Consider the following 25,344-nt stretch of genomic DNA (forward strand, 5'->3'; position numbering starts at 1 on the left):
GGTCCGGATTGTGCCGCCGCCCTGACCCCCGCGCGCGGCGCCGATCGGTGAGACAGTTGCTGCATGGCCCACCAGGTCGACTGGCCGGCCCGGCCGGACCTGAGCCTCGCGCTCAACCGCATGGGCACCTTCGACTGGGACCTCGACAGCGGACAGATGCATCTGGACCCGACCGCCCTCGAGGTCTACGAGCTGCGCCCGGAGGAGTACAGCGGTACGCCGGTCGGTCTCGCGCTGCGCATCCCGCCCGCCGAGGAAGCCCGTATCGACGCCCTGGTGTCGCAGGCGCTCAAGGACGGCCGTGACCACTTCGGGACGTACTTCCGCATCCGCCGCCGCGACGGCTCGCCCCGCTGGACACACATCCAGGGCCACATCCTGCGGGACGGGGCCGGACGGCCGTACCGCATCATCGGGATCGTCCGGGACGCCGCCCACGACCCGCGCGAGCCCGAGTCGCAGGGCCGGCAGAACGAGGGACGCCGCCGGATGACCGGGGTGGTGGAGCGCACGACCGCGATCCTCGCCCACGCCCGCACGGTCAACGACGTCACCGACGTCCTCAAGGACCCGGAGGCGCTGGGCCATCTGGGTGCGGTCAGCGTGATGCTGGGCGTGGTCGACGGGGGCCGGATCCACCTGGTCGCCGAGGGCCAGCTCGGCTCGTACGTGCCCGAGATCGAGTACACCCGGATCGACGCCGCGTTCCCGATGAGCCAGGCCGTACGGACCCTGCAGCCCGTCTTCATCGCCTCCCGGGAGGAGTTCCAGGAGCGGTACCCGCTGCTCTGGCCGTACATCGAGCCGCTGTCCGTGCGCAGCGGGGTCTATCTGCCGCTGATTGCCCAGGGCCGCCCGATCGGCGCCCTGGGACTGCTCTACAAGCGGGACGGGGACTTCTCCGCCGAGGAGCGGAACCTCCTGGTGGCCCTGGGCAGCGGCATCGCGCAGAGCCTGCAGCGGGCCATGCTCTTCGAGCAGGAGCACGACCTGGCCGAGGGGCTGCAGCGGGCCATGCTGCCGCGGCGCATCCCGGAAGTGCCGGGCGCGCGGATCGCCGTGCGGTACCAGGCTGCGCGGATGGGCCGGGACATCGGCGGGGACTGGTACGACGTGATCCCGCTCGGCGAGGGCCGGGTGGGAGTGATGATCGGTGACGTGGAGGGCCACGACACCGACGCGGCGGCCGTGATGGGACAGCTGCGGATCGTGCTGCGGGCGTACGTCACCGAGGGGCACACCCCGGGCACGGCGCTGGCCCGAGCCTCCGCCTTCCTCCGGGAACTGGAGACGGAACGGTTCGCCACGTGCACCTACGCCGAGGTGGACCTCAACACCGGTCTGGTCCAGATGGTCCGGGCCGGCCACCTCGACCCGGTGGTCCGGCGCGGCGACGGCAGCTGCCACCGGGTGGCGGTGGCCGGTGGCCTGCCGCTCGGGCTGCTGCCGCCCCGCGAGTACACCCGGACCGGTCCCGGCTCCGGCTCCGGTCCCGGTTCCGGACCCGGACCCGGTTCCCGGGAGGGCAGCGGTCCGGGCACCGGCTACCCCGTCACGAGTCTGGAACTCCACCCGGGCGACACGCTTCTGATGTGCACGGACGGACTGATCGAGCGGCCCGGCTCGGACCACGACACCGGAATGCAGGCGTTCATGGAGGCGGTCCGGGACGGCCCGGCGGACGTGGACGGTCTCGCGGACGCGCTGGTGGACATGGTGGGCGGCACCGGCGGCTCGGACGACATCGCCCTGCTCCTGCTGCGCCGCCGGGGCAGCCCGGCGCCGCGCGGCAGCGGGCCGCTGCGCCAGCAGTTCGCCCCCGGCGACCCGGACGGCCCGGCCACCGCCCGCCATCTGATCCGCGCGGCGGCGGCCGCGTGGGGCGCCCTGGAGCAGGCCGACGAGATCGTGCTCGCGGCCGACGAGCTCATCACCAACGCCCTGGTGCACACCGCCGGCGGCGGGCAGGTCAGCCTGCGGCTCATCCCGGAGCGGCGGATCCGGATCGAGGTGGAGGACTCCTCCAGCGCACTGCCGCGCCGCCGGGACGCCGGCGACTGGGCCGTCTCCGGCCGCGGCCTGATGCTGGTGGACCGGCTGGCACAGGCCTGGGGCGTGGAACCGCGCGGCAACGGCAAGTGCGTGTGGTGCGAGTTCACGGTCCGGGACCCCGGCACCCCGGCGGCCGTCCGGCCGTAGCGGACGGGCCCCGCCGGGACGCTGCACCCGTCAGGCGGCGGCGCGCGGCCCCTCGGCGGACATGACCTGCTGCATGGCCGTCAGCCTCTGCACGAAGCGGATCGCCAGGAGCGCCGCCGCCAGGATGAGCAGGTCGCCGACAGCGCCGAACAGCGCCGCGCTGCGCACCTGTTCCGCCGACTCGGCGACCCCGTAGACCTCGTCGGCGATGTAGTCGAAGACCGAGCCGACCGCCCACGCCGTCCACCACGCCGTCACCGGGGCGGTGGCCACCTCCCGGTACTCGCCCCCGGGGCCGTACTGGGTACTCGCGTGCCAGGTGTCCTTGGCGATCCCGTACGGCATGACGAGATTCGCGAACGGGAGGAACCAGGCCGCGACGGCCCATCCGGACGTGCGGCGGAAGAACCCGTCCGGCCGGAACATCCCGCCGTTCACCCGGACCCGGTAGAACCAGATGAGGAAGACGACGCCCGTGGCGAGGATGGGGACCCCCTGGGCGCCCCCGACGACGATCAGCATCCGGTCCGCGGAGTCGAGCTCCCTCCCGGCGCCCGGCCCCTCGGTGATCACACGGTGAGCCGCCAGGTGGACCCGGACCCCTGCCGCCACGGACGCGACCTGCGCCGCGACCACCACGTAGAACAGGACGGTGAGGGCGGTCGCGAGTCCCTGCACGGGACGCGTCGCGGGCGGGAGCGGGGCGGGATGCGCCGGAACCGGCTCGGAGGACGGCGGGCCGAAGACATCGGCGGACATGCTGGAAGAACCCCCACGGGACCGTGATCGGAAGGCGGTGACTCGTGACGTGACACCAGGGCGCGCGACGGCGCGCAGGTCGCCGGTCTTTCACGGCGACGAGCGGAGACTACCCACGGCGATCTCCAGGATGAAGTGCTTCGCCGTACAACCTTTGCGGCGTTGAAGGGTCGGGACCGGGGCCGGTGAAGCCCGTGCAGGCATTTCATCACTTTGGCTACGAATGGCTGAACAACGAGCCATGACCGGTTTGAGGTCTTGTGTCGTCGCGGAACGTGTGTGCCGACTGACGGATGCTGCCTGGATGGTGACTCTCCGTCCGATCCTCGGCGTGGCCCTGCCGTTGCTGCTCACCGCCCTGCCCGCCGCCGGAGCGGCGGCCGCGGGGGCGCCCCGGGCGGCCTGGGCCGCCGGGGCGGCCGGGCCCGCGGGCGGGGCCGACACCGCCCGCACCACACGCCGGATCGCCCCGGGGGTGCGCCTGGAGTCCTACGACCGGGTCGAGGCCGACCGCTGGCTCCGCGTCGACGAACTCGTCGTCGACCTCGACGCACCCGGACTCGGCGTGGAATACCTGGGCGGACCGGGAGCGGCAACCGGCCCGCGCCACGGAGCCCCCCGCGGCACGGTCGCCGAGGCCGCCGCCCGCCATCAGGCCGGCCACGGCCGGCGGGTGGTCGCAGCCGTCAACGGGGACTTCTTCGACATCCGCGGCACCGGCGCCCCGCTCGGACCGGGCATCGCCGCGGGCCGGCTGCTGCACTCCGCGGGACGGGGCGCGGGCGCCGCCGTCGGCTTCGGCCCCGGCCCGGTCGGCCGCGTGCTGCGCCTGGCCCTGGACGGCACCGTCACCCTCCCCGGCGGTGCCGTCCGCCGTCTCGTCGGACACAATTCCGCCCGGCCGCCCGCCGACGGCATCGCCGCGTACACCGCCGAGTGGACCGGAACCGCAGCCGCCCTGCCGCCGGGCGCGGGCGCCGAGGCCGAGGTCCGGGACGGCAGGGTCACCGCCGTGCGCAGGCCCGCGCTCGGGACCGCCCCGCCGCCCGGGAGCCTGCTGCTGGCCGGACGCGGCAGTGCCGCCGACGAAGTGGCCGCGCTGCGCCCCGGGGACCCCGTACGCGTCAGTGCGCAGACCACCGCCGGTGCCGGCCGGCCGGTGCCGACCGTCGCCGTCGGCGGCCGGGAACTCCTCGTGGTGGACGGAGTCCCGCAGAACCACGACGCGGTACGCAACAACACCCCCGCCCCGCGCACCGCCGTCGGCTTCTCCCGGGACGGCCGGCAGGTCCGCATCATCACCGTGGACGGGCGGCAGCACGACAGCGCCGGCATCACGCTCACCGCACTCGGCCGGCTGCTCCGTGAACGCGGCGCCCACAACGCCCTCAACCTGGACGGCGGCGGTTCCAGCACCCTGCTGGCCCGGCACCCCGGCGGGACGGCCCTCACCCTGGAGAACTCCCCGTCCGACGGAAGCCTCCGTACGGTCCCCAACGGGCTGGCGCTGACCACCCGGTCGGGCAGCGGCAGGCCCGCCGGATACCGCGTGGCCGCGGTCGCCGGAACCACCCGGGTCTTCCCCGGCCTCACCCGCACCCTCACCGCCACCGGCTACGACGAGACGCGCGGGCCCGCCGTGGCGCCCCGCCCCGACTGGTGGTCCGCCCCCGGCGGCGCCGGCCGGGCCGGGCCCGACGGGGTCTTCCACGCAGACCGTCCCGGCAGCGCGACGGTGTACGCGGGGCGGGCGGAGCGCCCCGGCAGCCGCCCGGGGCGCAGACCGCACCGTCCCCGGCGGCCGCACACCGGCGAGCTGCGGCTGGAGGTGCTCGGTCCGCTCGCCCGGATCGAAGCCTCCGAGGACCGCGTCGTCCTGTCCGAGCCGGGCGACAGCGGGTCGTTCCAGCTGCTCGGCTCCGACCTGGAGGGGAACCTCGCTCCGGTGGAGGCCCGCGACGTCCGCTGGCACTACGACCGCTCGCGCTGGCACGTCGACGGCGACGGCGGGGGCGGCTTCACCGTGACCGCCCTGTCCGCAGGCGGCACCGGCAGCGGTACCGGCGGCGGCACCGGGGAACTCCGCGCCACCGTACCCGCGACGGGTGCCACGACCCGGCTCCCCGTCTCCGTCGGCGACGCGGAACCCGACGAGTCCGAGGAGTCCGAGGACCCCTCGGACCCCGCGGAGTCCGCGGGACCTGTGGAACCCGAGGAGTCCGGAGAAGCCGACGCCGGTGCAGGGGAGTCACGGGCCCCCGCGGACGCGGAAGCCGCGGCCCCCGGCGACTCCGCCCGCAGCCACCCGTCCGCCGTCCGCCCGTCCGGCGGGCCGGGGAGCTCCCCGCAGGAGTCCGGGTGGGTGCCGGGCCTCGCGCCGTGGTGGACGGTCATCGGGGCCGGCCGGCACCCCGCGAGCCTCCCGCAGAGGTTCGCGACGGGCCTGGTGGCGGCGCCGTGGGGCGGGCCGCGGCCGGCCTGGCCCGGCCGTGGTGCCGGAGCGGCCGACGGCCGTCGCGGGGCACCGGGCGTGCCGTACGGCGCGGGACGGCGCGGATCCGTTCGCGCCGTCCTCGGAGGAGCCGTGCCCGGCGGACCGCCGACCGGGACGGCCCCCCTTCCCGCCTGGCTGCCCGGACGGCCGACGGGCCCGGGAGCGGCGCCCGCGGACGAAACCCCGTACCGGCCCTGGCGGTTCGCCGTGCTCCCGGGCGGACTGACCGACGCGGAGGCGCGGCAGGCCGTGGGCCGGACCGGTGCCGGGCGGGTGGACTTCGTGCTGTCCGCCCCTCCCGGCCCGGGCGGTCCCCCGAGCGCAGCCGCCGAAGGGCCGGCCGGGCACGCATCCACGGAAACGTTTCGCCGGATGCCCGGCACCGCCTCGTTCCGGCACAGGGGCGTCCGCTTCGTCCCGCTGGACACCACCCGCCCCACCCTGGAGGGCGGCGGGACCGCCCGGCTCCGGGCCCTGCGCGCCGGCATCGAGGAGGCCGCCCGGGACCCGGAGACCGGCGCACTGGCCGTCGTACAGCAGCACGCCGGCCCGGACCGGGTGGACGACCGGGAGGCCCGGGCCCAGGCGCGGCTGCTCGCCGACTTCCGCCGGACCAGCGGCAAGAGCGCGGCGGTGATCACCCTGGCCGCACCGGTGCCCGGCGAGGCCCGCACGGGCGGCGTCCTGTCCCTCCGGACCCCCGACCGGGCCTGCACGGTGCTCGACGTCGACATGACGTCACCGACGGGCCGGTCCTGGGTTTCGGCACGTGAACGGAACTCCTAGCGGGACGATGTGCCCGGGTCGGTGCCGCCGCCCCACTGCCTAAGCTTCCTCCATGGACAAGACCACACACTCCCACGGCATACGGATCAGGCCGGGCGGCATCGCCGACGCACCGGCCGTCCTGGACATGCTCGACTCCGCCGTCGCCTGGATGAACGCGCGCGGCAACACCGGGCAGTGGGGCACCGTCCCGTACTCGCAGCGGCCCGGCGGCGCGGAGCGGGTCGAGCGGTACACCACCGAGAACGCCCCGTTCATCGCCGAGTCGGCGGACGGGACGCCGGTCGGGGTCCTGGTGCTGGATTCCGGGCCAAGCCCGCAGCTGCCGATCACACCGGCCGGGGAACCCGAGCGGTACGTCCGGCTGCTGGTGACCGACCGCCGGTACGCCGGACGGGGCATCGGGGCGGCACTGCTGGAACGCGCCGTGGAGGAGGCCCGCCGGGCCGGGGTGGAACTGCTGCGCGTCGACTGCTGGGCGGGCGGCGGGGGCGAACTGGTCGCCTACTACGAGCGCAACGGGTTCACCCCCACCGAGACCTTCCTGTCCGACGCGTGGCCGGGACAGGTTCTCGCCCGCAGGCTCGCCTGACAGAGCCTCAGAGTTCCACGAGGGTGACCTCGGTCGCCTTCAGGCTCGTCCACACCGGCACCCCGTCGGACAGGCCGAGATCCGCGGCCGCGTCCGGGGTGATCTCCGCGACCAGGTCGGGGGCCTCGGCGGAGGTGATCAGGACGCGCAGCCGGCTGCCCACCGAGGTGATCTCGCGGACGGTGCCCGGCCACACGTTGCGCGGGCTGCCGCCCGGACGCTCGCGGTGCACCGACACCGCCTCCGGCGCGATGATCGCCAGCGCCCGGCTCCCCTCGGGAACCGGCTCCGCCACCACCAGGCGGCCGCCGCCGTCCAGCACGAGGCCGTCCTCCCCGGCCTGGCCGGGCCACGCGTTGCGGCCCAGCATCCGGGCCACCCACGGCGAGCGCGGCTGCCGGGTCACCTCGGCCGGCGGCGCGTCCTGCAGGGCGTGGCCGTCGGCGAGTACGAGGACCCGGTCGGCCAGCGAAACCGCCTCCACCGGGTCGTGCGTGACGATGAGGCAGACCCCGCCGAACCCGGCCAGGTGGCTGCGCAGCGTGTGCCGGACATGGGCCCGGGTGGTCTGGTCGAGCGCGGCCAGCGGCTCGTCGAGCAACAGCAGCCGGGGCCGCGCCGCCAGCGCCCGGGCCAGCGCCACACGCTGCGCCTGGCCGCCGGAGAGCTGGGCCGGGCGGCGGTGGGCGAGGTGGCCCACGCCCAGCCGGTCCAGCCATTCCCGGGCCTCCCGGCGCGCCTCGGAGCGGGACACCCCGCGGGCGCGCAGTCCGTAGGCGGTGTTGGCGAGCGCGTTCAGGTGCGGGAACAGCGCACCGTCCTGCGGGACCCAGGCCACCTGCCGCTTGTGCGGGGCCAGCGAGGTGACGTCGGCGTCGCCCAGCCGGAGTTCGGCGTGGGCGCGCGGGGTGAGGCCCAGCAGGGCGCGCAGCAGCGTCGTCTTGCCGGCGCCGTTCTCGCCGACGACGGCGATGGTGGTGCCGGGTTCGGCGGCCAGCGTGAGCCGGTTGAAACCGGTCACCTCGGCGTGCAGCGGCCACCGTTCGGCCGGGACCGCCGGGACCGCTGAGGTGGAGGGCGACCCGGCGGAGGCCGGACCCGGCCGCGGGGCGGGTTCGGCGGCCAGGTCGGCGTCGCCGGCAGGCGCGTGGCCCCCTTCCCTGCGTGCCACCGGGGTGCGCCCCCTGCCTGCGGCGGGGGGACCCCCAGTCCACCGGCCGCGCAGCGCGATCAGCACCGCCATCGCGATGGCGAGCAGCAGGAGCGACAGCGAGGTGGCGGCCTCCGGCTGGTCCTGCAGCAGCAGGTACACCTGCAGCGGCAGGGTCTGCGTGGTCCCCGGCAGGTTGCCCGCGAAGGTGATCGTCGCCCCGAACTCGCCGAGCGCCCGCGCCCAGGTGAGCGCCGCACCCGCGATCAGGCCGGGCGCCACCATCGGCAGGGTCACCGTCCAGAACACCCGGAACGGCGAGGCCCCGAGCGAGGCGGCCGTCTCCTCGTAACTCTGCCGGAGGCCGCCCAGTGCCCCCTCCAGGCTGATCACCAGGAACGGCATCGCCACGAAGGTGGCCGCCACCACCGCGCCGGAGGTGTGGAACGGCAGCGTGATGCCGAACGTGTCCTCCAGCCACGGACCGAGCAGCCCGCGCCGCCCGAAACCGAGCAGCAGGGCCACACCGCCCACCGTCGGCGGCAGCACCATCGGCAGCAGCACCAGCGAGCGGACCAGCGCCTTCCCCGGGAAGTCGACGCGGGCCAGCAGCCACGCCAGCGGCACGCCGAGCAGCAGGGACAGCCCCAGGGCCCAGAACGACACCAGCAGGGACAGCTTCAGCGCCTCGACCACTCCTGGGGTGGTGAGGTGGTCGCCGAGGTCCTTCCAGGAGGTCCGGACGAGGATGCCCATGAGCGGCAGGAGCAGGAAGGCCACGGCGAGCAGCGCGGGCAGCGCGAGCGCGACGGGCGGGCGGGTGCGGGGTTTGCGCATGCGGTTTCCTGGCAGGGAGGAGAAGGAGGACAGGGCAGGGGCAAGGCAGTACGAGAGACGATCATCGCGCGCGGTCACCCGCGCGAACAGGCCCCGGACAGGGCCCGGACAGGTCCCGGACAGGCCGAAAGGGACTGCCTGTCCCCCCGGACCAGGCAGTCCCTCCCGGCGGATCAGGCAGTCCCTCTCTGCGGCTGTCGCCGGCGGCCGGTTACGGCTGCTGGAAACCGGCGTCCTGGAGGATCCGCTGCGCCTCCGGGGAGCTCAGCCAGGCGACGAACGCGGCCGCGGCCTCGGCGTTCTTGGAAGCCTTCAGCGTGGCGGCCGGGTAGGAGGCCACGGCGTTCTGCTCGTCAGGGATCTCCACCGCGACGACCTTGTCCTTGGACTTGGCGGCGTCGGTCTTGTAGACGAGACCGGCGTCGGCCTCGCCCAGCTCGACCTTGCTCAGCACGGCGCGCACGTTGGGCTCCTGGGAGACCGGCTTCACCTCGATCTTCTGGGCGTCGAGGATCTGCTTGCTGTAGCGGCCCACCGGGACCTCGGGAGCGGCGAGGACCACCTTCAGCTTGGTGTCGGCGAGGTCCTTCAGCTCGTCCACCTTGAACGGGTTGTCCTTGCCGGCGGCGATCACCAGGCGGTTCTTGGCGATGACCGTCGGGTTGCCGGTCTCGGCCTTCAGACCGTCCATGGTCTTGGTGTCGGCGGTGGCCAGCACGTCGGCCGGGGCGCCCTGCTTGACCTGGGCGGCCAGCTCCTGCGAACCGGCGAAGGAGAACGTGATCTTCGTGCCCGGGTGCGTCTTCATGTACACGTCGCCGGCGGTCTTGAAGACGTCGGTGAGCGAGGAGGCGGCGAGCACGGTCAGGTTGGCGGCCTTCGGCGCGGCCGAGGCGGAAGCCGAGGCCTTCGCCGAGTCGGCCTTGTCGTCCTTCTTGTCGCCACCGCAGGCGGTGAGCGGGAGCAGCAGGGCCGCGGACAGCACGGCGGCCGCGGCGCGGCGGCGGTTCAGGAACGAGGTCACGGTGGACATGAGCGGGTACTCCATGGGGATGCGGGCGGCGGGCCGGACCTGTCGGTCCGGCCTCAGGCGCGGTCGATGTGGACGTTGGTCGACTTCACGCGGGCGGTGGCCCGCATGCCGACCTGGAGTCCGAGCTCCTCGACGGCCTCCCTGGTGAGCAGGGAGACCAGCCGGTGCGGACCGGCCTGGATCTCGACCTGGGCGGATACGTCGCCGAGCTTCACGGCGGTGACGATCCCGGGGAAGGCGTTGCGAGTCGAGGTGTACGGCTCGTCGTCCTCGGTCTGGGAGTTCTGGCCCAGTTCGATGGAGAAGGCGGCCAGGTCGCGGCCGTTGATGAGCCGCCGGCCGCTGTCATCGCGATGGGTCGCGACCCGGCCTGCGTCGGCCCAGCGGCGCGCCGTGTCGGGGCTGACGCCGAGCAGGCGTGCCGCCTGACCGATGGTGTAGGACTGCATGAGCGACAAGGTAGGGGCACTCTTGGCGCATTTGCAATTCTCTTGGGTCCATCTCCATGGCACCTGCTGGACCTGTTGTCTCATCTGCCAAAAAGCACTCCGCTTTGGGGCGGTCGGATCGGTAGAGTCGGGGCATGGCAGCCACGGCAAGCGAACAGACAACGGCACGTGTCGACGCCTGGATCTGGGCGGTCCGCCTGACCAAGACCCGTTCGATCGCGGCGGCCGCCTGCCGCGCGGGACACGTACGCGTCAACGGTGACCGCGCCAAGCCCGCGCAGTCGGTGAAGCCGGGCGACGAGGTACGTCTGTTCCACGACGGGCGGGAACGGATCGTGGTCGTCCGGCAGACCCTGACCAAGCGGGTCGGCGCGCCCGTCGCCGCCGAGGCGTACGCCGACAACAGCCCGCCGCCGCCCACCCGGGTGGAGCAGGCCGCCACCGGCCTCCGCGACCGTGGAACGGGCCGTCCGACCAAGCGCGACCGGCGCGAACTGGACCAGCTGCGAGGTCACTGACCGCCGCGGGCGCCGGTCACGCCTTGCGGTAGCTGTAGGCCTCGGCCGCCGACGCCACCACCGCGTCCAGCGGTGCCCCGGCCGAGGCGGTCACCAGTGCCGACACCGCGCCCTCCACGAAGGGCGCGTCCACCAGCCTGGCGCCCGCCGGCAGTTCCTCCTCGGCGAGCAGTGACTTCACGGTGAGCACCGAACTGCCCAGGTCGGCCAGGAGCGCCACCCCGGCCCCCCGGTCCACGGACATCGCCGCGGCCACGATCAGATCCGCGCTGGTGCCGAGCCCGCCCTCCGCGGTGCCGCCGGCGGCGGCCAGCGGCGCCACCGGGCCGCCGGCCGCCAGGCCCCGGGCCAGCTCCGCGACCGACTGGGCGACCTGCGCACTGTGCGAGACCAGCACGATCCCGACCAGGCCCTGCGCGGCGGTGCCGGTGCCCTGGGTGTCCGGACCGGCGGCCACCGGCGTGTCCGGACCGGCTGCCACCGGCGTGTCCGCCGCCTCCGCCACGGACGCCAGGGCGCCCAGCAGCAGGGCCGAGGAGGTGGCGCCCGGGTCCTGGTGGCCGATGCTCCGCTCGCCCAGGTAGCTGGCCCTGCCCTTGCGGGCCTGCATGGGCACCGTCGCCAGGGCCCCGTTCTCCGCCGCGTCCCCGGCCGCCCGGTACGAGGTGCCGAGCGCCTCGACGCCCGGCACCAGGGCGTCCAGCATCGTCTTGTCGCCCGGCGCCGCACCGCCCAGCCGGGCCACCGCGCCGACACCCGCGTCCAGTGCTTCCCGCAGTTCGGCGTCGGAGACCTCGGCGGCGGTGCCGAGCTCCTTGCCGGTGCGCCGCAGTAGCGTCCCGTACAGCGGACCGGAGGCCCCGCCGACGGTGGAGATCAGCGTCCGCCCGGCCAACTGCAGCACGGCCCCCGGCCGCTCGGGGCGCTCGGCCTCCAACTCCCGTACGACCGCGGTGAAACCGCGCAGCAGATTGCTGCCGTGGTCCGCGTCCCCGATGGGGGAGTCGAGCTCCGTCAGCCGGTCGGCCTCCCGTTCCACGGCGGCCGCGGCAGCAGCCATCCAGCGCCGGAAGAACTCTGCGTCACGCACCGGATCTCCTCGCCTCGTCCCGGAGCGGCGCCTGCCGGGCCCGCTCCGACCTGCTCCGACCTGTTCTGAATCGCGCCGGACCGCCGGACCGCCGTACCGCCTACCCCCGAACCGCCGGCTCCGGTCACCATACGGTCGGTCAGCAGCCCCAGCGCAGCGCGATGGTCCGTACGGGCGCGTCCCACCACCGCAGCAGCTCCTCGTCGGCCCGGCACAGCGTCACCGAACACCCCGCCATGTCCAGGGAGGTGACGTAGTTCCCGACCAGCGTCCGGGCCACCGGCACCCCGCGCTCCGCGAGCACCCGGTGCACCTCCGCACCGAACCCGTAGAGCTCCAGCAGTGGGGTCGCCCCCATTCCGTTGACCAGCGCGAGCACCGGGCCCCCGGCCGGCCCCGGCAGGTCCTCCAGCACGGCACCCACCGCGAAGTCCGCGATCTCCCGCGAGGTCATCGCCGGCCGCTGCTCGCGCCCCGGTTCTCCGTGGATGCCGATGCCCAGTTCCATGCGCCCCTCGGGCAGTTCGAAGGTCGGGCTGCCCTTCGCCGGGGTGGTGCAAGGGCTCAGGGCGACCCCGAAGCTGCGCGAGGACTCGTTGACCCGGCGGGCCACCGCCGCGACCCGGTCCAGCGGCGCGCCCTCCTCGGCGGCGGCCCCCGCGATCTTCTCGACGAAGAGGGTGGCCCCGGTGCCGCGCCGCCCTGCCGTGTAGAGGCTGTCCACCACCGCCACGTCGTCGTTCACCAGGACGCGCTCGACCCGGATGCCCTCTTCCTCGGCCAGCTCCGCGGCCATCTCGAAGTTCAGCACGTCGCCCGTGTAGTTCTTGACGACGAACAGCACGCCCTGCCCGCCGTCCACCGCGGCGGCGGCCCGCACCATCTGGTCGGGCACGGGAGAGGTGAACACCTCACCGGGGCACGCGGCGGAGAGCATCCCGGGCCCGACGAACCCGGCGTGCAGCGGTTCGTGCCCCGAACCGCCGCCGGACACCAGGCCGACCTTCCCCGTCACCGGGGCGTCCCGGCGTACGACGAGCCGACGGGCCACGTCCACGGAGAGCTCGGGATGGGCGGCGGCCATTCCGCGCAACGCGTCCTCGACCACGGCCTGGGGGCTGTTGATGAGCATCGTCATGGGCTCATCCTTCCCGACCTGGCCCCCGGTGTGCGGCCATTGCGCCGGATTCGGCGGGTACGGGCCCAGGCCCGTGCCGTCGCACCGGACAGGCCGGCGGACAGGGCCCCGGCCCGGCGACCGCGGCCGCTCTTCCCGCCGCGGCCCGGGCCCGGGCCCGGCCGGCCGAACTGCCGCGAGACGCGTACGAGTGCGTCCCGGTCCAGCAGGGGCAAGGTGGCGGCGGGACCGTCCAGTTCCGGCTCGGCCTCCCCGTTCCAGTCGGCCGCGATCTTCGCGGCCAGCGCGGCGGCCAGCACGGCCGCCTCCACCGCCGCGTCGGCGGCCTCCCCGGGCAGGCCGGCGGCCGCCGCGCGGGCCCGGGCACCGGCGGCCACCGAGTCGCTCCGGTACGGCCGCAGCGAGAGCCGGCAGTCCTGGATCTCGGCGACCCGCCGGGTCAGCCGCAGTTCCATCTCCCACCAGGGCACCGGCAGCGCGATCACCACGGCCGGGCCGGCGGACCGCAGGGCCCGCCACAGCGGTCCCAGCCGCACGAAGGTCCGTACGTCCGAGACCGCGCCCGACACCCGCTCGCCGACCAGCGGCAGGATGAAGCCGACGCACATGAACAGGGTCGAGGTGAAGGCGAACAGCGGCGCGATCCGGTTGTTCAGCACCTCCCAGTCGCCACCGGCCCAGCGGGCCCCGATCGCGGCGAACTTGGAGACGTCCAGACCGAAGTTCAGAGCGAAGCCGAGGATCAGCACCCGCAGCCCGCGGCGCAGCCACGGCGCACCCGCCACCTTCGCGAACCAGCGGATGCACAGCACGGTCGCGGTGAGCACCGCCCCGGTGTGCGCCAGCAGGTAGAGCAGGATCATCTCGCGGATGTACGGCGTCTCGGCGTAGTGGATGTCGAAGTCGATCCGGCGCTCCTCCGGAGCATCGCCGATCACGAACAGCACGACCAGCGTCAGCGCCACCGCCCCGTACGCGGCCTGCCAGCGCCGGGCGGCCCGCCGGGCCCGCTCCTCCGGCCCCTCCCGCCAGTACACCAGCAGGGTGAGGATCAGGGCGCTCTCGGCGGTGAGCAGGCCGTAGACGAGCGGGGCGGAGAAATTGGGCACGCCGGTCGCCGCGTTCACCGCGCCGATCACGTCGGGGTTCGCGCAGCAGTAGGCGATGCCGCCGAACAGCAGCACGCCGCACACCGTGAGGTACAGGGGACTCCGCCGGTGGCGCAGGCCCGGTGCCTTGATCAGGCACGCGGTCCACATCGCCCCGGCGAGGACCCAGTAGCCGGAGTTGTCGTTCACCAGGCCGATTCGGGCCCCGGTCGGCCGAGGGAGGTGTGCAGTCGGCGTTCGAACTGGCTGGAGGACTGCGGCAGGCTGTGTGCACCGGTGTCCAGCCAGCGCATGCAGTGGCCGGCGACGAGCGAACCGAAGATCTCGCAGTCGGCCTCCGCCTCCGTGTTCCTGGAGCAGTCGGGGCGGGCGTGCGGTCGCGCGCCCGGGTGGGCGTCCCATCGGTCGTCGAGTCGGTCCTGGCGTCGGTTGTCGCGTCGGTTGTTCAGGCGGTTGTCCAGTCGGGTGTCCAGGCGGGTGTCCGGGGTCTCCCAGGGATCCCGGGCGTCCCAGGCGTCCCGGGTGTCCCGGGTGTCGAAGCGGGCGGGCGGGCCGGCGGATGGTCGGGGGTCCTGTTCCAGATGCCAGAGCTCGTGGCCCAGGATGCCCAGCTGGTGCTCGGTGGAGGTGTTCTCCTCGATGAGGATCAGGTTGCGGTGCTCGGTCCGCACCAGCAGGCCGCTGACCGTGCTCACCGGGAACCGGACCAGCCGGTAGTCGACCGGCTGGCGGTGGCGCCGGGCCATGGAGGCGCACAGCGCCGAGAACACACCCGCCGCGTCCACGGGTGTGGGCAGCTCCAGTCCGCGGAGTATCGCGTCCCGGGTCCGGCGCATCGCTTTGATGCCCATGCCGTGCCTGCCGCCGCCCAGCCGTGGAGTGAAGGTCACGGGCTGATCGTAAAGTCCGTCTCCGCTGGCCGAAAGGCAGTTCCGGGACCGATCTCCAGCCGTTCCGCGTACGTGCCGTGCAGCCATGGCGGGGGCGCTGTGCCCCAATCGGGGCAGTCACATGTCCCCGGTTGTGCGGTGTTGCCGAAGAATGGCGGCAGTTATCGGCCGAAGTGGTGCTCGGGCGGTGATCTTTCCAGTCCTGCGCGATGACCGGAAATCCGGCCTCTGGGTGCGCAGGCGCCCTGCGTCCCGCGCGCCGTACGCCCCTGCCGCACGCCCCTTCTCGCCCCCTCTCGCCCCCTCTCGCGCTCTTTCGGCTCTTTCGAGCGGGCCCGTGCGGGCCGTCGTTCGGATTGTCGTGCGGGCCGTCGTCGGGCCTCGTGCGGCCCCCTCGCGCCCCGGGCGCCGTACCGACTGAGCCGAACGCCGACCCGTCCGGGGGACCGTACGGCTCGCACACCCGCGCGTGCCCGCGTGGCGGCGGGAGCATGACGGGCATGCGGCACGACTACCACCTGCAGTACGACGTGATCGGCGCGCGCTTCGAGGAGTCGAAGAACACGGCTGCCTTCTCCGCCGCCGACACGCACACCCTTCTCACGGTGCTCGACCAGCTCGGCGGGGTGAAGGGGCTCGACGTCCTCGACCTCGCCTGCGGCTACGGGCACAACACCCGGCTGCTGGCCCGCGCGGGCGCGCGGCGTACCGTCGGTGTGGACACCTCGGCGGAGATGATCAGGCTGGCACGCGCCTACGCCGAGGGGCCTGAGGGGCCTGAGGGGCTTCAGGGGCTTCAGGGGCTTCAGGGGCTTGAGGGGCTGGATGTGCCCGCTGGGCTCGACGGGCCCGTGAGGGAGGCGGACCGGGCGGGCGGAACGGCAGGAGCGGAGGCCGACGGCGTCCGCGGAGCCGAGGCCATCGAGTACGTGACGGCCGACGTGGCCGAATTGCCACCCCTGGGCGCCTTCGACCTCGCGACCGCCGTCTACCTCTTCAACGACGCCGAGGACCGGAACGCCCTGCACGCCATGTTCCGGGCGATCCGCACCAGCCTCCGGCCGGGCGGGCGGCTGCTGGCGATCGTGCCCAACCCCGGCGCGTTCCCGCACGCGGACTGGTCGCCGTTCGGGGTGCGGATCCTCGAGCGGATCCCGGAGGGCGACGCGCCGCTGCTGCGGCTGTCCTTCCTGACCGATCCGCCGGTGCCGTTCACCTGTCGCGAGTGGCCGCACCAGGAGTTCGCCGAAGCCGCGGTGGAGGCCGGCTTCGCCTCGGTGAGCTGGCAGCCGAGCCGTACTCCGCCGCCGGACCGGGAGCGGGACGAGGCGTTCTGGACGGCGTACCGGGCCACCCCGGTCAGCTCGCTGATGATCTGCACGGCCTGAGGGCGGAGACGGCCTCTGCCGTCATTCGTCCCCGCTGCCGTCGTCCGTCCGCTGCCGTCGTCTGTCCGTCCGCCGGCGTCACCCGTCCGCCGCGGCCCTGACCAGGGAGACGATCCGGTCCCGGGCCGCCCGGCCCTCCGGTACCGGCAGCAGCGGATAGGTGTGCGGCAGCCCCGGGGCCTCGTGGAACTCCACCTCGACGCCGTCCGCCCGCGCCCGGTGCAGCAGCTCCCGGCTGTCGGTCGTCAGCACGTCCCGGGTGCCGGTGAACACGGTGATCGGTGCCAGGCCGGCGAAGGACCCGTGCAGCGGACTGACCAGTGGGTCGTCCAGGGCGAGGGTGCCCGCGTAGAGACGGCCCGCTTCGGCCAGCCCCGGCAGCGCCAGCATCGGATCGGCCGGCTCCAGCGCGGCCTGGTCCGGGTGGGTCATGCTCACGTCCAGCCAGGGCGAGATCAGCACGATGCGCGAGGGCTGCGCGCCGGTGCGGTCCCGCAGCCGCTGTGCGGCCGCGAGGGCCAGCCCGGCGCCGGCCGAGTCGCCGATCAGCACGGTGCCCCCGTCCCCGCCGCTCGCGATCAGCCCGCTCAGCAGGTCGGTGGCGACCGGGACGGTACGGTCGGCGGTGCCGCGGGGCGCCAGGACGTAGGCAGGGACCACACAGTGCGCCTGCGCCTCGGTGACCAGGGTCCGCACCAGGGACCAGTGCGGCCGGACCAGCTCGTCGATGTAGCTGCCGCCGTGGATGTAGAGGACCCGGGTGGCCGGGTCGGCCCCGCGCGGCGCGGCGTCGTACACAGGCCAGGCGCCCACGAAGGTACGGGACACGTCCGCGACGCGGCCCAGCGAGCGCGGCGGCAGATGTGAGGCCGGCCGCCGCGCGGAACGCGCGACCTGGTCCCGTACCGCCTCGGCGGACGCCAGGCGTCTTCGCCGTCCGGCCGCCATCAGCGCGGCCGTCAGCGCCCGACTCCGCAGACTCGGCACGCCCGCCACCTCCCCGCCAACTGCTTCATGCCCTACCCCGGTCACGGGAGGAGCATAGAGGTGCAGGTCAAGCGAGGTGCAGGGGCGTGCACGGTGAACCTTCCGGCAGGGGGTGGTGGAGGGCCGGTGGAGGGCCGGGGGGAGGGGCCGCAGCAGGGCCGGGGCAGGGCCCGGGCAGGGCAGGGGGCCGGGTTCGCGGGCGGGCGTTGTGGTGAACGTGCAGGCATGAAGGTTTGCTGTCGGCCCGCTTAAGAAATCCTCGATGGACTGATCACCACCGGCATCGGCAGATTGGTCTCGTCCCAAACGCCGCACCGGTCACAGCGGTCTCGCCGGCCTTGTCGGTCGCGCCGACCTCGCCGGCTGCGCCGATCCTGCCGGTCGCGCCGACCCCGGAGGCCGCGCCGGCCCCGGAGCCGCGCCGACCCGCGCGGTCGCGTTCGCAACCTCCCCTCACCTGCCTGGAGCCCACCCATGAAGGCACTCGTCAAGCACAAGGCCGAGCCCGGGCTGTGGCTCATGGACGTACCGGAGCCGGAGTACGGCCCCGGCGATGTGCTGATCAAGGTGCTCCGCACCGGCATCTGCGGCACCGACCTGCACATCCGCACCTGGGACGGGTGGGCGCAGGGTGCCGTCCGCACCCCGCTGATCCTCGGCCACGAGTTCGTCGGCGAGGTCGCCGCGACCGGTGCCGACGTCCAGGACATAGAGGTCGGCGCGCTGGTCAGCGGTGAGGGCCACCTGGTGTGCGGCAAGTGCCGCAACTGCCTGGCCGGCCGCCGCCACCTGTGCCGGTCCACGCTCGGCCTCGGGGTCGGCCGGGACGGTGCGTTCGCCGAGTACGTGGTGCTGCCCGCGCAGAACGTGTGGGTGCACCGGACCCGGGTGGACCTGGACGTGGCGGCGATCTTCGACCCGTTCGGCAACGCGGTGCACACCGCCCTGTCCTTCCCGCTGGTCGGCGAGGACGTGCTGATCACCGGGGCGGGGCCGATCGGCATCATGGCCGCGGCCGTCGCCCGGCACGCAGGTGCCCGCAACGTGGTCATCACCGACGTCAGCCCTGAGCGCCTGGACCTGGCCCGCAAGGTCGGTGCCACCCTGGCGGTCAACGTGGCGGAGTCGACGATCGCGGACGCCCAGCGCGAGCTCGGGCTGCGCGAGGGCTTCGACATCGGCCTGGAGATGTCCGGCCGGCCGGAGGCCATGCGGGACATGATCGACAACATGACCCACGGCGGCCGGATCGCCATGCTGGGGCTGCCGGCGCAGGAGTTCCCGGTGAACTGGGCCAAGATCGTCACCTCGATGATCACCATCAAGGGGATCTACGGGCGCGAGATGTTCGAGACCTGGTACGCGATGACCGTGCTCCTGGAGGGCGGCCTGGACCTCAGCCCGGTGATCACGGGCCGGTACGCGTACACCGACTTCGAGGCGGCCTTCGACGAGGCGTCCACCGCGCGCAGCGGGAAGATCATCTTGGACTGGAGCGCGGTCTAGCCGTACCTACCGGCCCTGGGTGCACGTCCCTGGGCGCGCGTCCTCGGGTGCACCTCCTCGGGTGCACGTTCCCGGGCTTTGTCTTTCCGGCCGGCCCCGGAGCCCTTCCCGCCGTGGGGCCGGCCCCCTCCGCTTGTCGTTCCCGCACGCACCGCCTTGTAGTTCCCGCACGCACCGCCGCCGCACTAGGAGTCCGTACATGTTCACGTCCGTCCGCGAGGACCTCCGCACCACCCTCGACGAGATCCGTTCCGCCGGACTGCACAAGCCGGAGCGGGTCATCGGCACCCCGCAGAGCGCCGCCGTCGAGGTGACGGCGGGCGGCACCCCCGGCGAGGTCCTCAACTTCTGCGCCAACAACTACCTGGGCCTGGCCGACCACCCCGAGGTGACCGCGGCCGCGAAGGACGCCCTGGACCGCTGGGGCTACGGCATGGCCTCCGTCCGCTTCATCTGTGGCACCCAGGAGGTCCACAAGGAGCTCGAGGCCCGCCTGTCGGCGTTCCTGGGCCAGGAGGACACGATCCTCTACTCGTCGTGCTTCGACGCCAACGGCGGTGTCTTCGAGACCCTCCTCGGCGCCGAGGACGCGGTGATCTCCGACGCCCTCAACCACGCCTCCATCATCGACGGCATCCGGCTGTCCAAGGCCCGCCGGTTCCGCTATGCCAACCGCGACATGGCGGAGCTGGAGGCGCGTCTGAAGGAGGCCACCGAGGGTGGTGCGCGGCGCAAGCTGATTGTCACTGATGGCGTGTTCTCGATGGACGGGTACGTCGCCCCGCTGGCCGAGATCTGCGATCTGGCAGAGCGGTACGACGCGATGGTGATGGTCGACGACTCGCACGCGGTCGGCTTCGTGGGCGCGGGCGGCCGGGGCACGCCCGAGCTGCACGGGGTCATGGACCGGGTCGACATCATCACCGGCACGCTGGGCAAGGCTCTGGGCGGGGCGAGCGGCGGCTACGTGGCGGCCCGCGCCGAGATCGTCGAGCTGCTGCGCCAGCGCTCGCGCCCGTACCTGTTCTCGAACTCGCTGGCGCCGGTCATCGCGGCGGCCTCGCTGAAGGTCCTGGACCTGCTGGAGTCGGCGGCTGACCTGCGGGAGCGGCTCGCCGCGAACACGGCCCTGTTCCGTACGAAGATGACCGAGGCGGGCTTCGAGATCCTGGCCGGAGACCACGCCATCGCCCCGGTCATGATCGGCGACGCGGCGGAGGCGGCCCGTATGGCGGAGCTGCTGCTGGAGCGCGGCGTGTACGTCATCGGCTTCTCGTACCCGGTCGTGCCGATGGGCGCCGCCCGGATCCGGGTGCAGCTCTCGGCGGCCCACTCGACGGAGGACGTGGAGCGCGCCGTGGCCGCGTTCGTCGACGCCCGGGCGGCGCTGGGCGCGGCGTAGGGCGGCGTCGGGTTCGGTGTCGGGTGTGGCGTCGGGTGCGGCGCTCGGTGTGTCCGAGGGCTGAGATGATGGTGGGGTGATCGACCCCCGCCGGCTGCGCATCCTGCGGGCCGTGGCGGATCACCGTACGGTGACCGCCGCGGCCGCAGCGCTGTACCTCACCCCGTCCGCCGTGTCCCAGCAGCTCGCGGCGCTGGAACAGGAGACCGGGCACGCCCTGCTGACCCGGAGCGGGCGGGGGGTCCGGCTGACCGCGGCCGGAGAGATCCTGCTCGGCCACGCCCATGAGGTCCTCGCGCAGCTCGAGCGGGCGGAGGCGGAGCTCGCGGCGTACGCGGGCGGGGCGTCCGGGGAGGTCACGGTGGCGGCGTTCGCCACCGGCATCGCGGAGGTGCTGGCCCCGGTCATCGCCAGGCTGGGGGTGGACCGGCCGGGGATCCGGCTGCGGGTGCGTGACGCGGAGGGCGACCAGAGCCTGCCCATGGTGCTGGACGGCGAGGCCGACGTCGCGCTGGCCGTGGAGTACCGGGGCGGCCCCGGCATGGACGACGTGCGGTTCTCGGTGCTCCCGCTGTACGCCGAGCCCTTCGACGCGGTCCTGCCGCCGGGGCACGTGCTCGCGGACGAGCCTTCGGTCGAGCTGGCGGAGCTGGCGGACGCGGACTGGGTGGGGCAGTACCCGGGCAATCCGTGCCATGACGTGACCCTGCTGGCGTGTGAGTCGGCCGGGTTCGCGCCCCGGTTCGTGCACTCCTCGGACGACTTCCGCGCGGTGGTCGCGCTGGTGGGGGTGGGGGCGGGCGTCGCCCTGGTCCCGCGGTCGGCGCTGCGGGGCATGGACCTCAAGGAGGTCCGGATCCGGCCGGTGACCGGACCGTCGGTGACCCGTCGTGTCTTCGCCGCCACGCGGCGCGGCGCGGAATCGCATCCGTTGCTGGCGCCGGTGCTGGAGGCACTGGTGCGGGAGTCGGGGCATTTGCGGCGGGGGTGAGGATCCTCGCTGGGCGTTCGGGGCCGGCTTCGGCTGGGCGGAGGTGTGGAGGCCCCGGGGGGAATGGCATGGAGGGACCCAAGGGCCAGTCGTCACCGGCTTCGGCGGGCACGAGCAGCGGCTGCCGCTCGGGCAGCCGCCCGTTCGGGCGGACGCGGAATCGACGTCGATCAGATCTACGCAATCCGGCTCGGCCCACGCGCGTCAGATCGCTACGCGCTCCTGTTTCCCGGCGGGTGCGGGCCGCCGGGGGCCAACGGCTGGTCGCTGGCCATGGGCTGTGTTTCTCTTCCGCGATGAAGACCTTGGGCTTCGTTGTGCGCAGCCGGGCCAGCGGCCTGCCGTACGGCGAGAGGCTCTAGCGTCGGGCCCGTTCGGCCTCGGTGATGTCGGCTGCCGTTGTCGTGGCCGGTCGGCCCGCTTGGACCTGCTGGAGTCGGGTGATCGTGGCGGCCAGGACGGTACGGGCGTCCGTGGGATCCCCGCCCGCGTCGTGGGCGCGGACTTGGACGACGACCGTGCCGGACCGGCTGTAGCCGTAGACTGCTCCGCTCGATCCGCTGTACGCGAGGAAGACCGATTCTTCTCCGACTCGACGGGGCACCTGGACGGGAGCCGTTTCCTCCCTCTCCTGCCACCGGTCGTACGCCGACTTCGCGTGCTCGGCGTTGTCGAACTGACAGACGTACAGATCGAGTTCTCGCGAGAGGGTCGATCCCTGGTAGTCGTAGTCGCCTCTGCCCGACCGCTGCCACCCGGCCGGCGTGGGGCCTTTTCGGGGAGCACAGTTGTCGGGCTCCCCCGGCATGCTCTTGTGCAGGCTGCCGGGGTAGTAGCCGGGGACCACGTCCTTGGCGTCGGGAATCGCCTGGGTGAGCTCGCCCTGGCTGAGCTGTTTGGTCAGTGGTACGTCGGTGTCGTCCTTGAAAGGCTGCACCTCGCCGGTTCCGCTCGCGGACGGTGTCCCGGCGGGTGCCGACGGCGCCTCCTGCGGCGCCTTGTCTGCCGAGCAGGCGGACAGCGCGAGACATGCCAGGAGGGTTGTGGCTACTGCGAGGTGACGACGGATCATGTGATCAACATAGTCCGGCGCTCGGTGGCCCGGACGACCGGGACCCTGGACGGTCCTGCGGAATCGCAGGGTGGGAGCGGTGAGTTCGTGTGGTCGGAGCGGTGGGTTGCCGGCCGGCCGGAATGCGTGATCATCGGCGGTCCGGCTGATGGGCGATACGGTCGGCCACTCCTGCGCGAAGCACGGCTATCGCCAAGGGCGAGGAGCGCCGGGTGCCCTTCTCACCAGGGAATCGGCCCGTCCTCGGCCAAAAGGGCGCCCGTCGGGCCGCCCTCGCCCGCCGTCGCCAGGTCAACCGCCACGGCCGCGCCCTCCTCTGCCGTGCGTATCCCGGTGTGGCGGTTGAGGTCGGTTGCGCAGTAGCCGGGACTCACCGCGTTGACCAGGATCCCTTCAGCGCGCAGTTCATTGGCGTAGAGCACGGTGATCGCGTTCAGTGCGCTCTTCGAGGTGCAGTAAGGGAGGAGGATCGAGGAGTAGGCGGACCACGGGCTGCCCGGGTCGGCCAGGTGGGTGAGGGAGCCGAGTTCGCTGGACATGTTGACGATGCGTGCGGCGGCGGAGCGGCGGAGCAGGGGGAGCATGGCGTGGGTCACCGCGATGACGCCGAACACGTTGGTCTCGTAGACCTGCCGGACGGCAGCGGCGGGGGTTTCACTCGGTTTCTGCGGTCCGGCGGCGATCGCGGCGTTGTTGACGAGGATGTCGAGGCGGCCGAACGTGGCGTCGATGTGCTTGGCGGCGACCTGGACCGAGATCTCGTCGGTGACGTCCAGCGGTACGAACCGTACGTCGGCGCCGCCCGCGCGAAGCTCCTCGGCCGCCGCCTCGCCACGCTCGGCGTTGCGGGCGCCGATCAGCACGGTGATGCCGAGGGCTGCGAGCCTGCGCGCCGTTTCCCTGCCGATGCCCTTGTTCGCGCCGGTGATCAGAGCAGTCTTCTGCGGAGTCGTCATGGCACCCAGCCTCCCCTCACCCACCGGCGGCAGGGAAAGACCGGAAGACTCTGGATCTATAGTCCACAGATATGAGTGAGCTGGAAGTGCGGGAGCTGAGGTACTTCATCGCGGTCGCCGAGGAACTGAACTTCAGCCGGGCCGCGCAACGCCTGGGGATGGCGCAGCCCCCGCTGTCGAAGGCGATCGCTCAGATGGAGTCCCGGCTCGGGGTACGCCTGCTGGAGCGCACCACCCGGCAGGTGAGGCTGACCCACGCCGGTCAGGTGCTGCTCGACCAGGCCCGGATCGCGGTCGACGCGGTGCACGCGGCGGCCCGGCGAGCGCGCCGGGCCGGTCAGCCGGCACCCCGGCTCGTCGTGGCGGTCAAACCGGGAGGCGATGCCGGGCTGCTGCGGGAGATCCTCGCCGCCTACCGGGGAACGGGTTCGCATCTGCCGCCGCCCGAAGTCGTCGTCGGCGGCAGCGGCGAGCCGGTCGCCATGCTGCGGGACGGCCGTGCCGACGTAGCGCTGCTGCGCAGCCCGTTCGACGGGCAAGGGCTGGATTCCCAGACGCTCGTGGTCGAACCGCGACTGGCCGTCCTCCCCGCCGCGCACCGCCTGGCCGGACGCCGGCGACTGCGGCTGACCGACCTCAAGGGCGAACCGATCCCGCGCTGGAAAGGGGCCGCCCCCTCCGCCACCGCCTACTACACGGGACGCGACGGAGCGGAAGCAGGCGATGGCCACACGGGCTTGGCGCCGGCCGACGCTCCCGAGGGGCCGCTCGTGGCCGGCGTCGAGCAACTCCTGGAGGTGGTCGCGCTGGGCCAGGCGGTGGCGTTCCTGTCACTCTCCACCACCAAACGGCACCAGCGCCAGGACATCGCATACCGGCCGGTCACCGGCCTCAGCCCCAGCGCGGTCATGGTCGCCTGGCCGGAGACCTCGCGATCCGCAGCCGTCGCCGCCTTCGTCCAGGCCGCCCACGACGTCGCCGCCCACCACCCCGACCACATGACCTCACTGGCCTGCTGACCGGGGGTATTCACCCCTCGCGCACACACTGAACGCGGCGGACAGCGCCATCCGCTCCCCGTGCAGGAGCGCCGTCGTACCGCCGGTCTGGCCACCCGCGTCCAACGAGAAGCAGCCCTCAGACGCGTCGGACCTCGATCCCGGCTTCTGCCAGGGCAGAGGCGGCGGCCGGTGGCAGGGCGGTGTCCGTCACCAGGACGTCCAGTGCGGTGAGGGCGCCGATGCGGGCGAAAGCGCGGACACCGAGCTTGGTGGAGTCGGCGGCCACGACGACGCGGCGGGCGCGTTCGCAGAGGAGGCGGTTGATCGCGGCCTCGTCCTCGTGGCGGGTGGAGATGCCCTCGGCGGGGTCGAAGCCGTCCACGCCCAGGACGGCGGTGTCGAGGGAGATCTGGCTCAGTACGCCGTCCGCGAGCGGACCGGTCAGCTCGTAGGACTGGGGGCGGGCGACCCCGCCGGTGACCACGATCTTGAACTGGGGGCGGACCGCCAGCTCCGCCGCGATGTTCAGGGCGTTGGTCACCACGGTCAGCGCGGGGGAGCCGGCCGTGCCCTGGGCCAGGTCCGGGCGGGCCGCGAGCGCGCGGGCCACCTCCGTGGTGGTCGTGCCGCCGGTCAGGCCCACCACCTCGCCCGGCGTGATCAGCTCCGCGACGGCCTGGCTGATCCGGTGCTTCTCCGCGGCCCGGCGCGAGGTGCGGTAGCGGAGCGGGAGTTCGTACGAGACCCCGTGCTGCATCGCCCCGCCCCGGGTGCGGACCAGCAGCTGCTGCTCCGCCAGCTGGTCGAGGTCGCGGCGGATCGTGGCCGGCGAGACCCCGAGTGTTCCGGCGGTGGACTCCACCTCCAGGCTGCCGTGTTCCACCAGCAGCTCCAGCAGTGACTGCCAGCGCGTCTCCCGGGACATGCCCCCTCCTTCGGGTGCTTGAAGTTGATCGAAACAGGTGGATATCTTGCATGAAACTGCAATGTCTCGCAG

General features: G+C 73.5%; 21 protein-coding genes and 1 pseudogene. 9 read left to right on the forward strand and 13 right to left on the reverse strand.

Features of this window, described 5'->3' with window-relative positions; genetic code table 11:
• Positions 1–63 precede the first annotated feature (63 nt).
• The gene (locus ACGFQ9_RS21095; RefSeq protein WP_393575578.1) at positions 64–2,199 is read left to right on the forward strand and encodes a SpoIIE family protein phosphatase; all 2,136 of its coding nucleotides are present in this window, start codon (positions 64–66) and stop codon (positions 2,197–2,199) included.
• Between the two features lie 30 nt (positions 2,200–2,229).
• Here ACGFQ9_RS21095 and ACGFQ9_RS21100 read toward each other — a convergent pair whose 3' ends face one another.
• Complete coding sequence (locus ACGFQ9_RS21100; RefSeq protein ID WP_393575579.1) at positions 2,230–2,958, reverse strand: DUF4328 domain-containing protein; 729 nt, start codon at positions 2,956–2,958, stop codon at positions 2,230–2,232.
• 304 nt (positions 2,959–3,262) lie between these two features.
• On the opposite strand from ACGFQ9_RS21100, the gene ACGFQ9_RS21105 reads away from it, so the two are divergent.
• Together ACGFQ9_RS21105 and ACGFQ9_RS21110 are read left to right on the forward strand one after the other, a co-directional pair.
• Positions 3,263–6,238, forward strand: coding sequence for a phosphodiester glycosidase family protein (locus ACGFQ9_RS21105; protein WP_393575580.1), 2,976 nt, complete (start codon positions 3,263–3,265; stop codon positions 6,236–6,238).
• 52 nt (positions 6,239–6,290) lie between these two features.
• A complete protein-coding gene (locus ACGFQ9_RS21110) occupies positions 6,291–6,830 on the forward strand; it encodes a GNAT family N-acetyltransferase (RefSeq protein ID WP_393575582.1) in 540 nt (179 codons plus the stop codon).
• A gap of 7 nt (positions 6,831–6,837) precedes the next feature.
• On the opposite strand, the gene ACGFQ9_RS21115 is transcribed toward ACGFQ9_RS21110, so the two are convergent.
• The 3 genes from ACGFQ9_RS21115 to ACGFQ9_RS21125 form a co-directional block, all read right to left on the reverse strand.
• Complete coding sequence (locus ACGFQ9_RS21115) at positions 6,838–8,817, reverse strand: ABC transporter permease (RefSeq protein WP_393575584.1); 1,980 nt, start codon at positions 8,815–8,817, stop codon at positions 6,838–6,840.
• Between the two features lie 211 nt (positions 8,818–9,028).
• Complete coding sequence (gene modA / locus ACGFQ9_RS21120; protein ID WP_393575585.1) at positions 9,029–9,850, reverse strand: molybdate ABC transporter substrate-binding protein; 822 nt, start codon at positions 9,848–9,850, stop codon at positions 9,029–9,031.
• Positions 9,851–9,903: 53 nt separating this feature from the next.
• Positions 9,904–10,299 carry a molybdopterin-binding protein gene (locus tag ACGFQ9_RS21125; protein WP_393575586.1) on the reverse strand — a complete coding sequence of 132 codons (396 nt, stop codon included), beginning with the start codon at positions 10,297–10,299 and terminating at the stop codon, positions 9,904–9,906.
• A gap of 134 nt (positions 10,300–10,433) precedes the next feature.
• Here ACGFQ9_RS21125 and ACGFQ9_RS21130 point away from each other — a divergent pair, with 134 nt between their 5' ends.
• Positions 10,434–10,817, forward strand: coding sequence for an RNA-binding S4 domain-containing protein (locus ACGFQ9_RS21130; protein ID WP_393575587.1), 384 nt, complete (start codon positions 10,434–10,436; stop codon positions 10,815–10,817).
• A gap of 16 nt (positions 10,818–10,833) precedes the next feature.
• Here ACGFQ9_RS21130 and ACGFQ9_RS21135 read toward each other — a convergent pair whose 3' ends face one another.
• The 5 genes and pseudogenes from ACGFQ9_RS21135 to ACGFQ9_RS21155 form a co-directional block, all read right to left on the reverse strand.
• The gene (locus ACGFQ9_RS21135) at positions 10,834–11,322 is read right to left on the reverse strand and encodes a PTS-dependent dihydroxyacetone kinase phosphotransferase subunit DhaM (RefSeq protein ID WP_393575989.1); all 489 of its coding nucleotides are present in this window, start codon (positions 11,320–11,322) and stop codon (positions 10,834–10,836) included.
• Positions 11,314–11,877 (reverse strand): annotated as a pseudogene (gene dhaL, locus ACGFQ9_RS21140) (dihydroxyacetone kinase subunit DhaL); the annotation flags it as partial. The gene ACGFQ9_RS21135 and the pseudogene dhaL, both read right to left, overlap by 9 nt.
• A gap of 169 nt (positions 11,878–12,046) precedes the next feature.
• The gene (gene dhaK / locus ACGFQ9_RS21145; RefSeq protein ID WP_393575589.1) at positions 12,047–13,045 is read right to left on the reverse strand and encodes a dihydroxyacetone kinase subunit DhaK; all 999 of its coding nucleotides are present in this window, start codon (positions 13,043–13,045) and stop codon (positions 12,047–12,049) included.
• Positions 13,042–14,343: an MAB_1171c family putative transporter gene (locus tag ACGFQ9_RS21150; RefSeq protein ID WP_393575590.1), complete on the reverse strand. Its 1,302-nt coding sequence runs from the start codon at positions 14,341–14,343 to the stop codon at positions 13,042–13,044. Before ACGFQ9_RS21150 ends, dhaK begins: the two co-directional genes overlap by 4 nt.
• Positions 14,340–15,044, reverse strand: a complete 705-nt coding sequence (locus ACGFQ9_RS21155; RefSeq protein ID WP_393575592.1) for a hypothetical protein — start codon at positions 15,042–15,044, stop codon at positions 14,340–14,342. Before ACGFQ9_RS21155 ends, ACGFQ9_RS21150 begins: the two co-directional genes overlap by 4 nt.
• A 500-nt stretch (positions 15,045–15,544) precedes the next feature.
• Between ACGFQ9_RS21155 and ACGFQ9_RS21160 the strand changes: the two genes are divergently transcribed.
• Positions 15,545–16,432: a class I SAM-dependent methyltransferase gene (locus ACGFQ9_RS21160; protein ID WP_393575593.1), complete on the forward strand. Its 888-nt coding sequence runs from the start codon at positions 15,545–15,547 to the stop codon at positions 16,430–16,432.
• 78 nt (positions 16,433–16,510) lie between these two features.
• On the opposite strand, the gene ACGFQ9_RS21165 is transcribed toward ACGFQ9_RS21160, so the two are convergent.
• Positions 16,511–17,419: an alpha/beta hydrolase fold domain-containing protein gene (locus ACGFQ9_RS21165; protein WP_393575595.1), complete on the reverse strand. Its 909-nt coding sequence runs from the start codon at positions 17,417–17,419 to the stop codon at positions 16,511–16,513.
• Positions 17,420–17,893: 474 nt separating this feature from the next.
• On the opposite strand from ACGFQ9_RS21165, the gene tdh reads away from it, so the two are divergent.
• The 3 genes from tdh (at position 17,894) to ACGFQ9_RS21180 (ending at position 21,318) form a co-directional block, all read left to right on the forward strand.
• A complete protein-coding gene (gene tdh / locus ACGFQ9_RS21170) occupies positions 17,894–18,925 on the forward strand; it encodes an L-threonine 3-dehydrogenase (RefSeq protein ID WP_393575596.1) in 1,032 nt (343 codons plus the stop codon).
• Between the two features lie 199 nt (positions 18,926–19,124).
• Complete coding sequence (locus tag ACGFQ9_RS21175) at positions 19,125–20,327, forward strand: glycine C-acetyltransferase (RefSeq protein ID WP_393575598.1); 1,203 nt, start codon at positions 19,125–19,127, stop codon at positions 20,325–20,327.
• Between the two features lie 76 nt (positions 20,328–20,403).
• Entirely contained in the window at positions 20,404–21,318 is a 915-nt protein-coding gene (locus ACGFQ9_RS21180) for a LysR family transcriptional regulator (protein WP_393575599.1), read from the forward strand.
• 358 nt (positions 21,319–21,676) lie between these two features.
• Here ACGFQ9_RS21180 and ACGFQ9_RS21185 read toward each other — a convergent pair whose 3' ends face one another.
• Both ACGFQ9_RS21185 and ACGFQ9_RS21190 read right to left on the reverse strand, forming a co-directional pair.
• Positions 21,677–22,390: a hypothetical protein gene (locus tag ACGFQ9_RS21185; RefSeq protein ID WP_393575600.1), complete on the reverse strand. Its 714-nt coding sequence runs from the start codon at positions 22,388–22,390 to the stop codon at positions 21,677–21,679.
• 221 nt (positions 22,391–22,611) lie between these two features.
• Positions 22,612–23,346 (reverse strand): SDR family oxidoreductase, encoded by a 735-nt coding sequence (locus ACGFQ9_RS21190; RefSeq protein ID WP_393575602.1) that lies wholly within the window; start codon positions 23,344–23,346, stop codon positions 22,612–22,614.
• A gap of 71 nt (positions 23,347–23,417) precedes the next feature.
• Between ACGFQ9_RS21190 and ACGFQ9_RS21195 the strand changes: the two genes are divergently transcribed.
• On the forward strand, positions 23,418–24,365 hold the full coding sequence (locus tag ACGFQ9_RS21195; protein ID WP_393575604.1) for a LysR family transcriptional regulator: 948 nt from the start codon (positions 23,418–23,420) through the stop codon (positions 24,363–24,365).
• A 118-nt stretch (positions 24,366–24,483) separates the two neighbouring features.
• Here the strand turns inward: ACGFQ9_RS21195 and ACGFQ9_RS21200 are convergent, their stop codons facing one another.
• Entirely contained in the window at positions 24,484–25,272 is a 789-nt protein-coding gene (locus ACGFQ9_RS21200) for a DeoR/GlpR family DNA-binding transcription regulator (RefSeq protein WP_393575605.1), read from the reverse strand.
• Positions 25,273–25,344: the final 72 nt, after the last annotated feature.

The organism is Streptomyces sp. NPDC048603 (assembly GCF_043199475.1).
GTDB lineage: Bacteria > Actinomycetota > Actinomycetes > Streptomycetales > Streptomycetaceae > Streptomyces.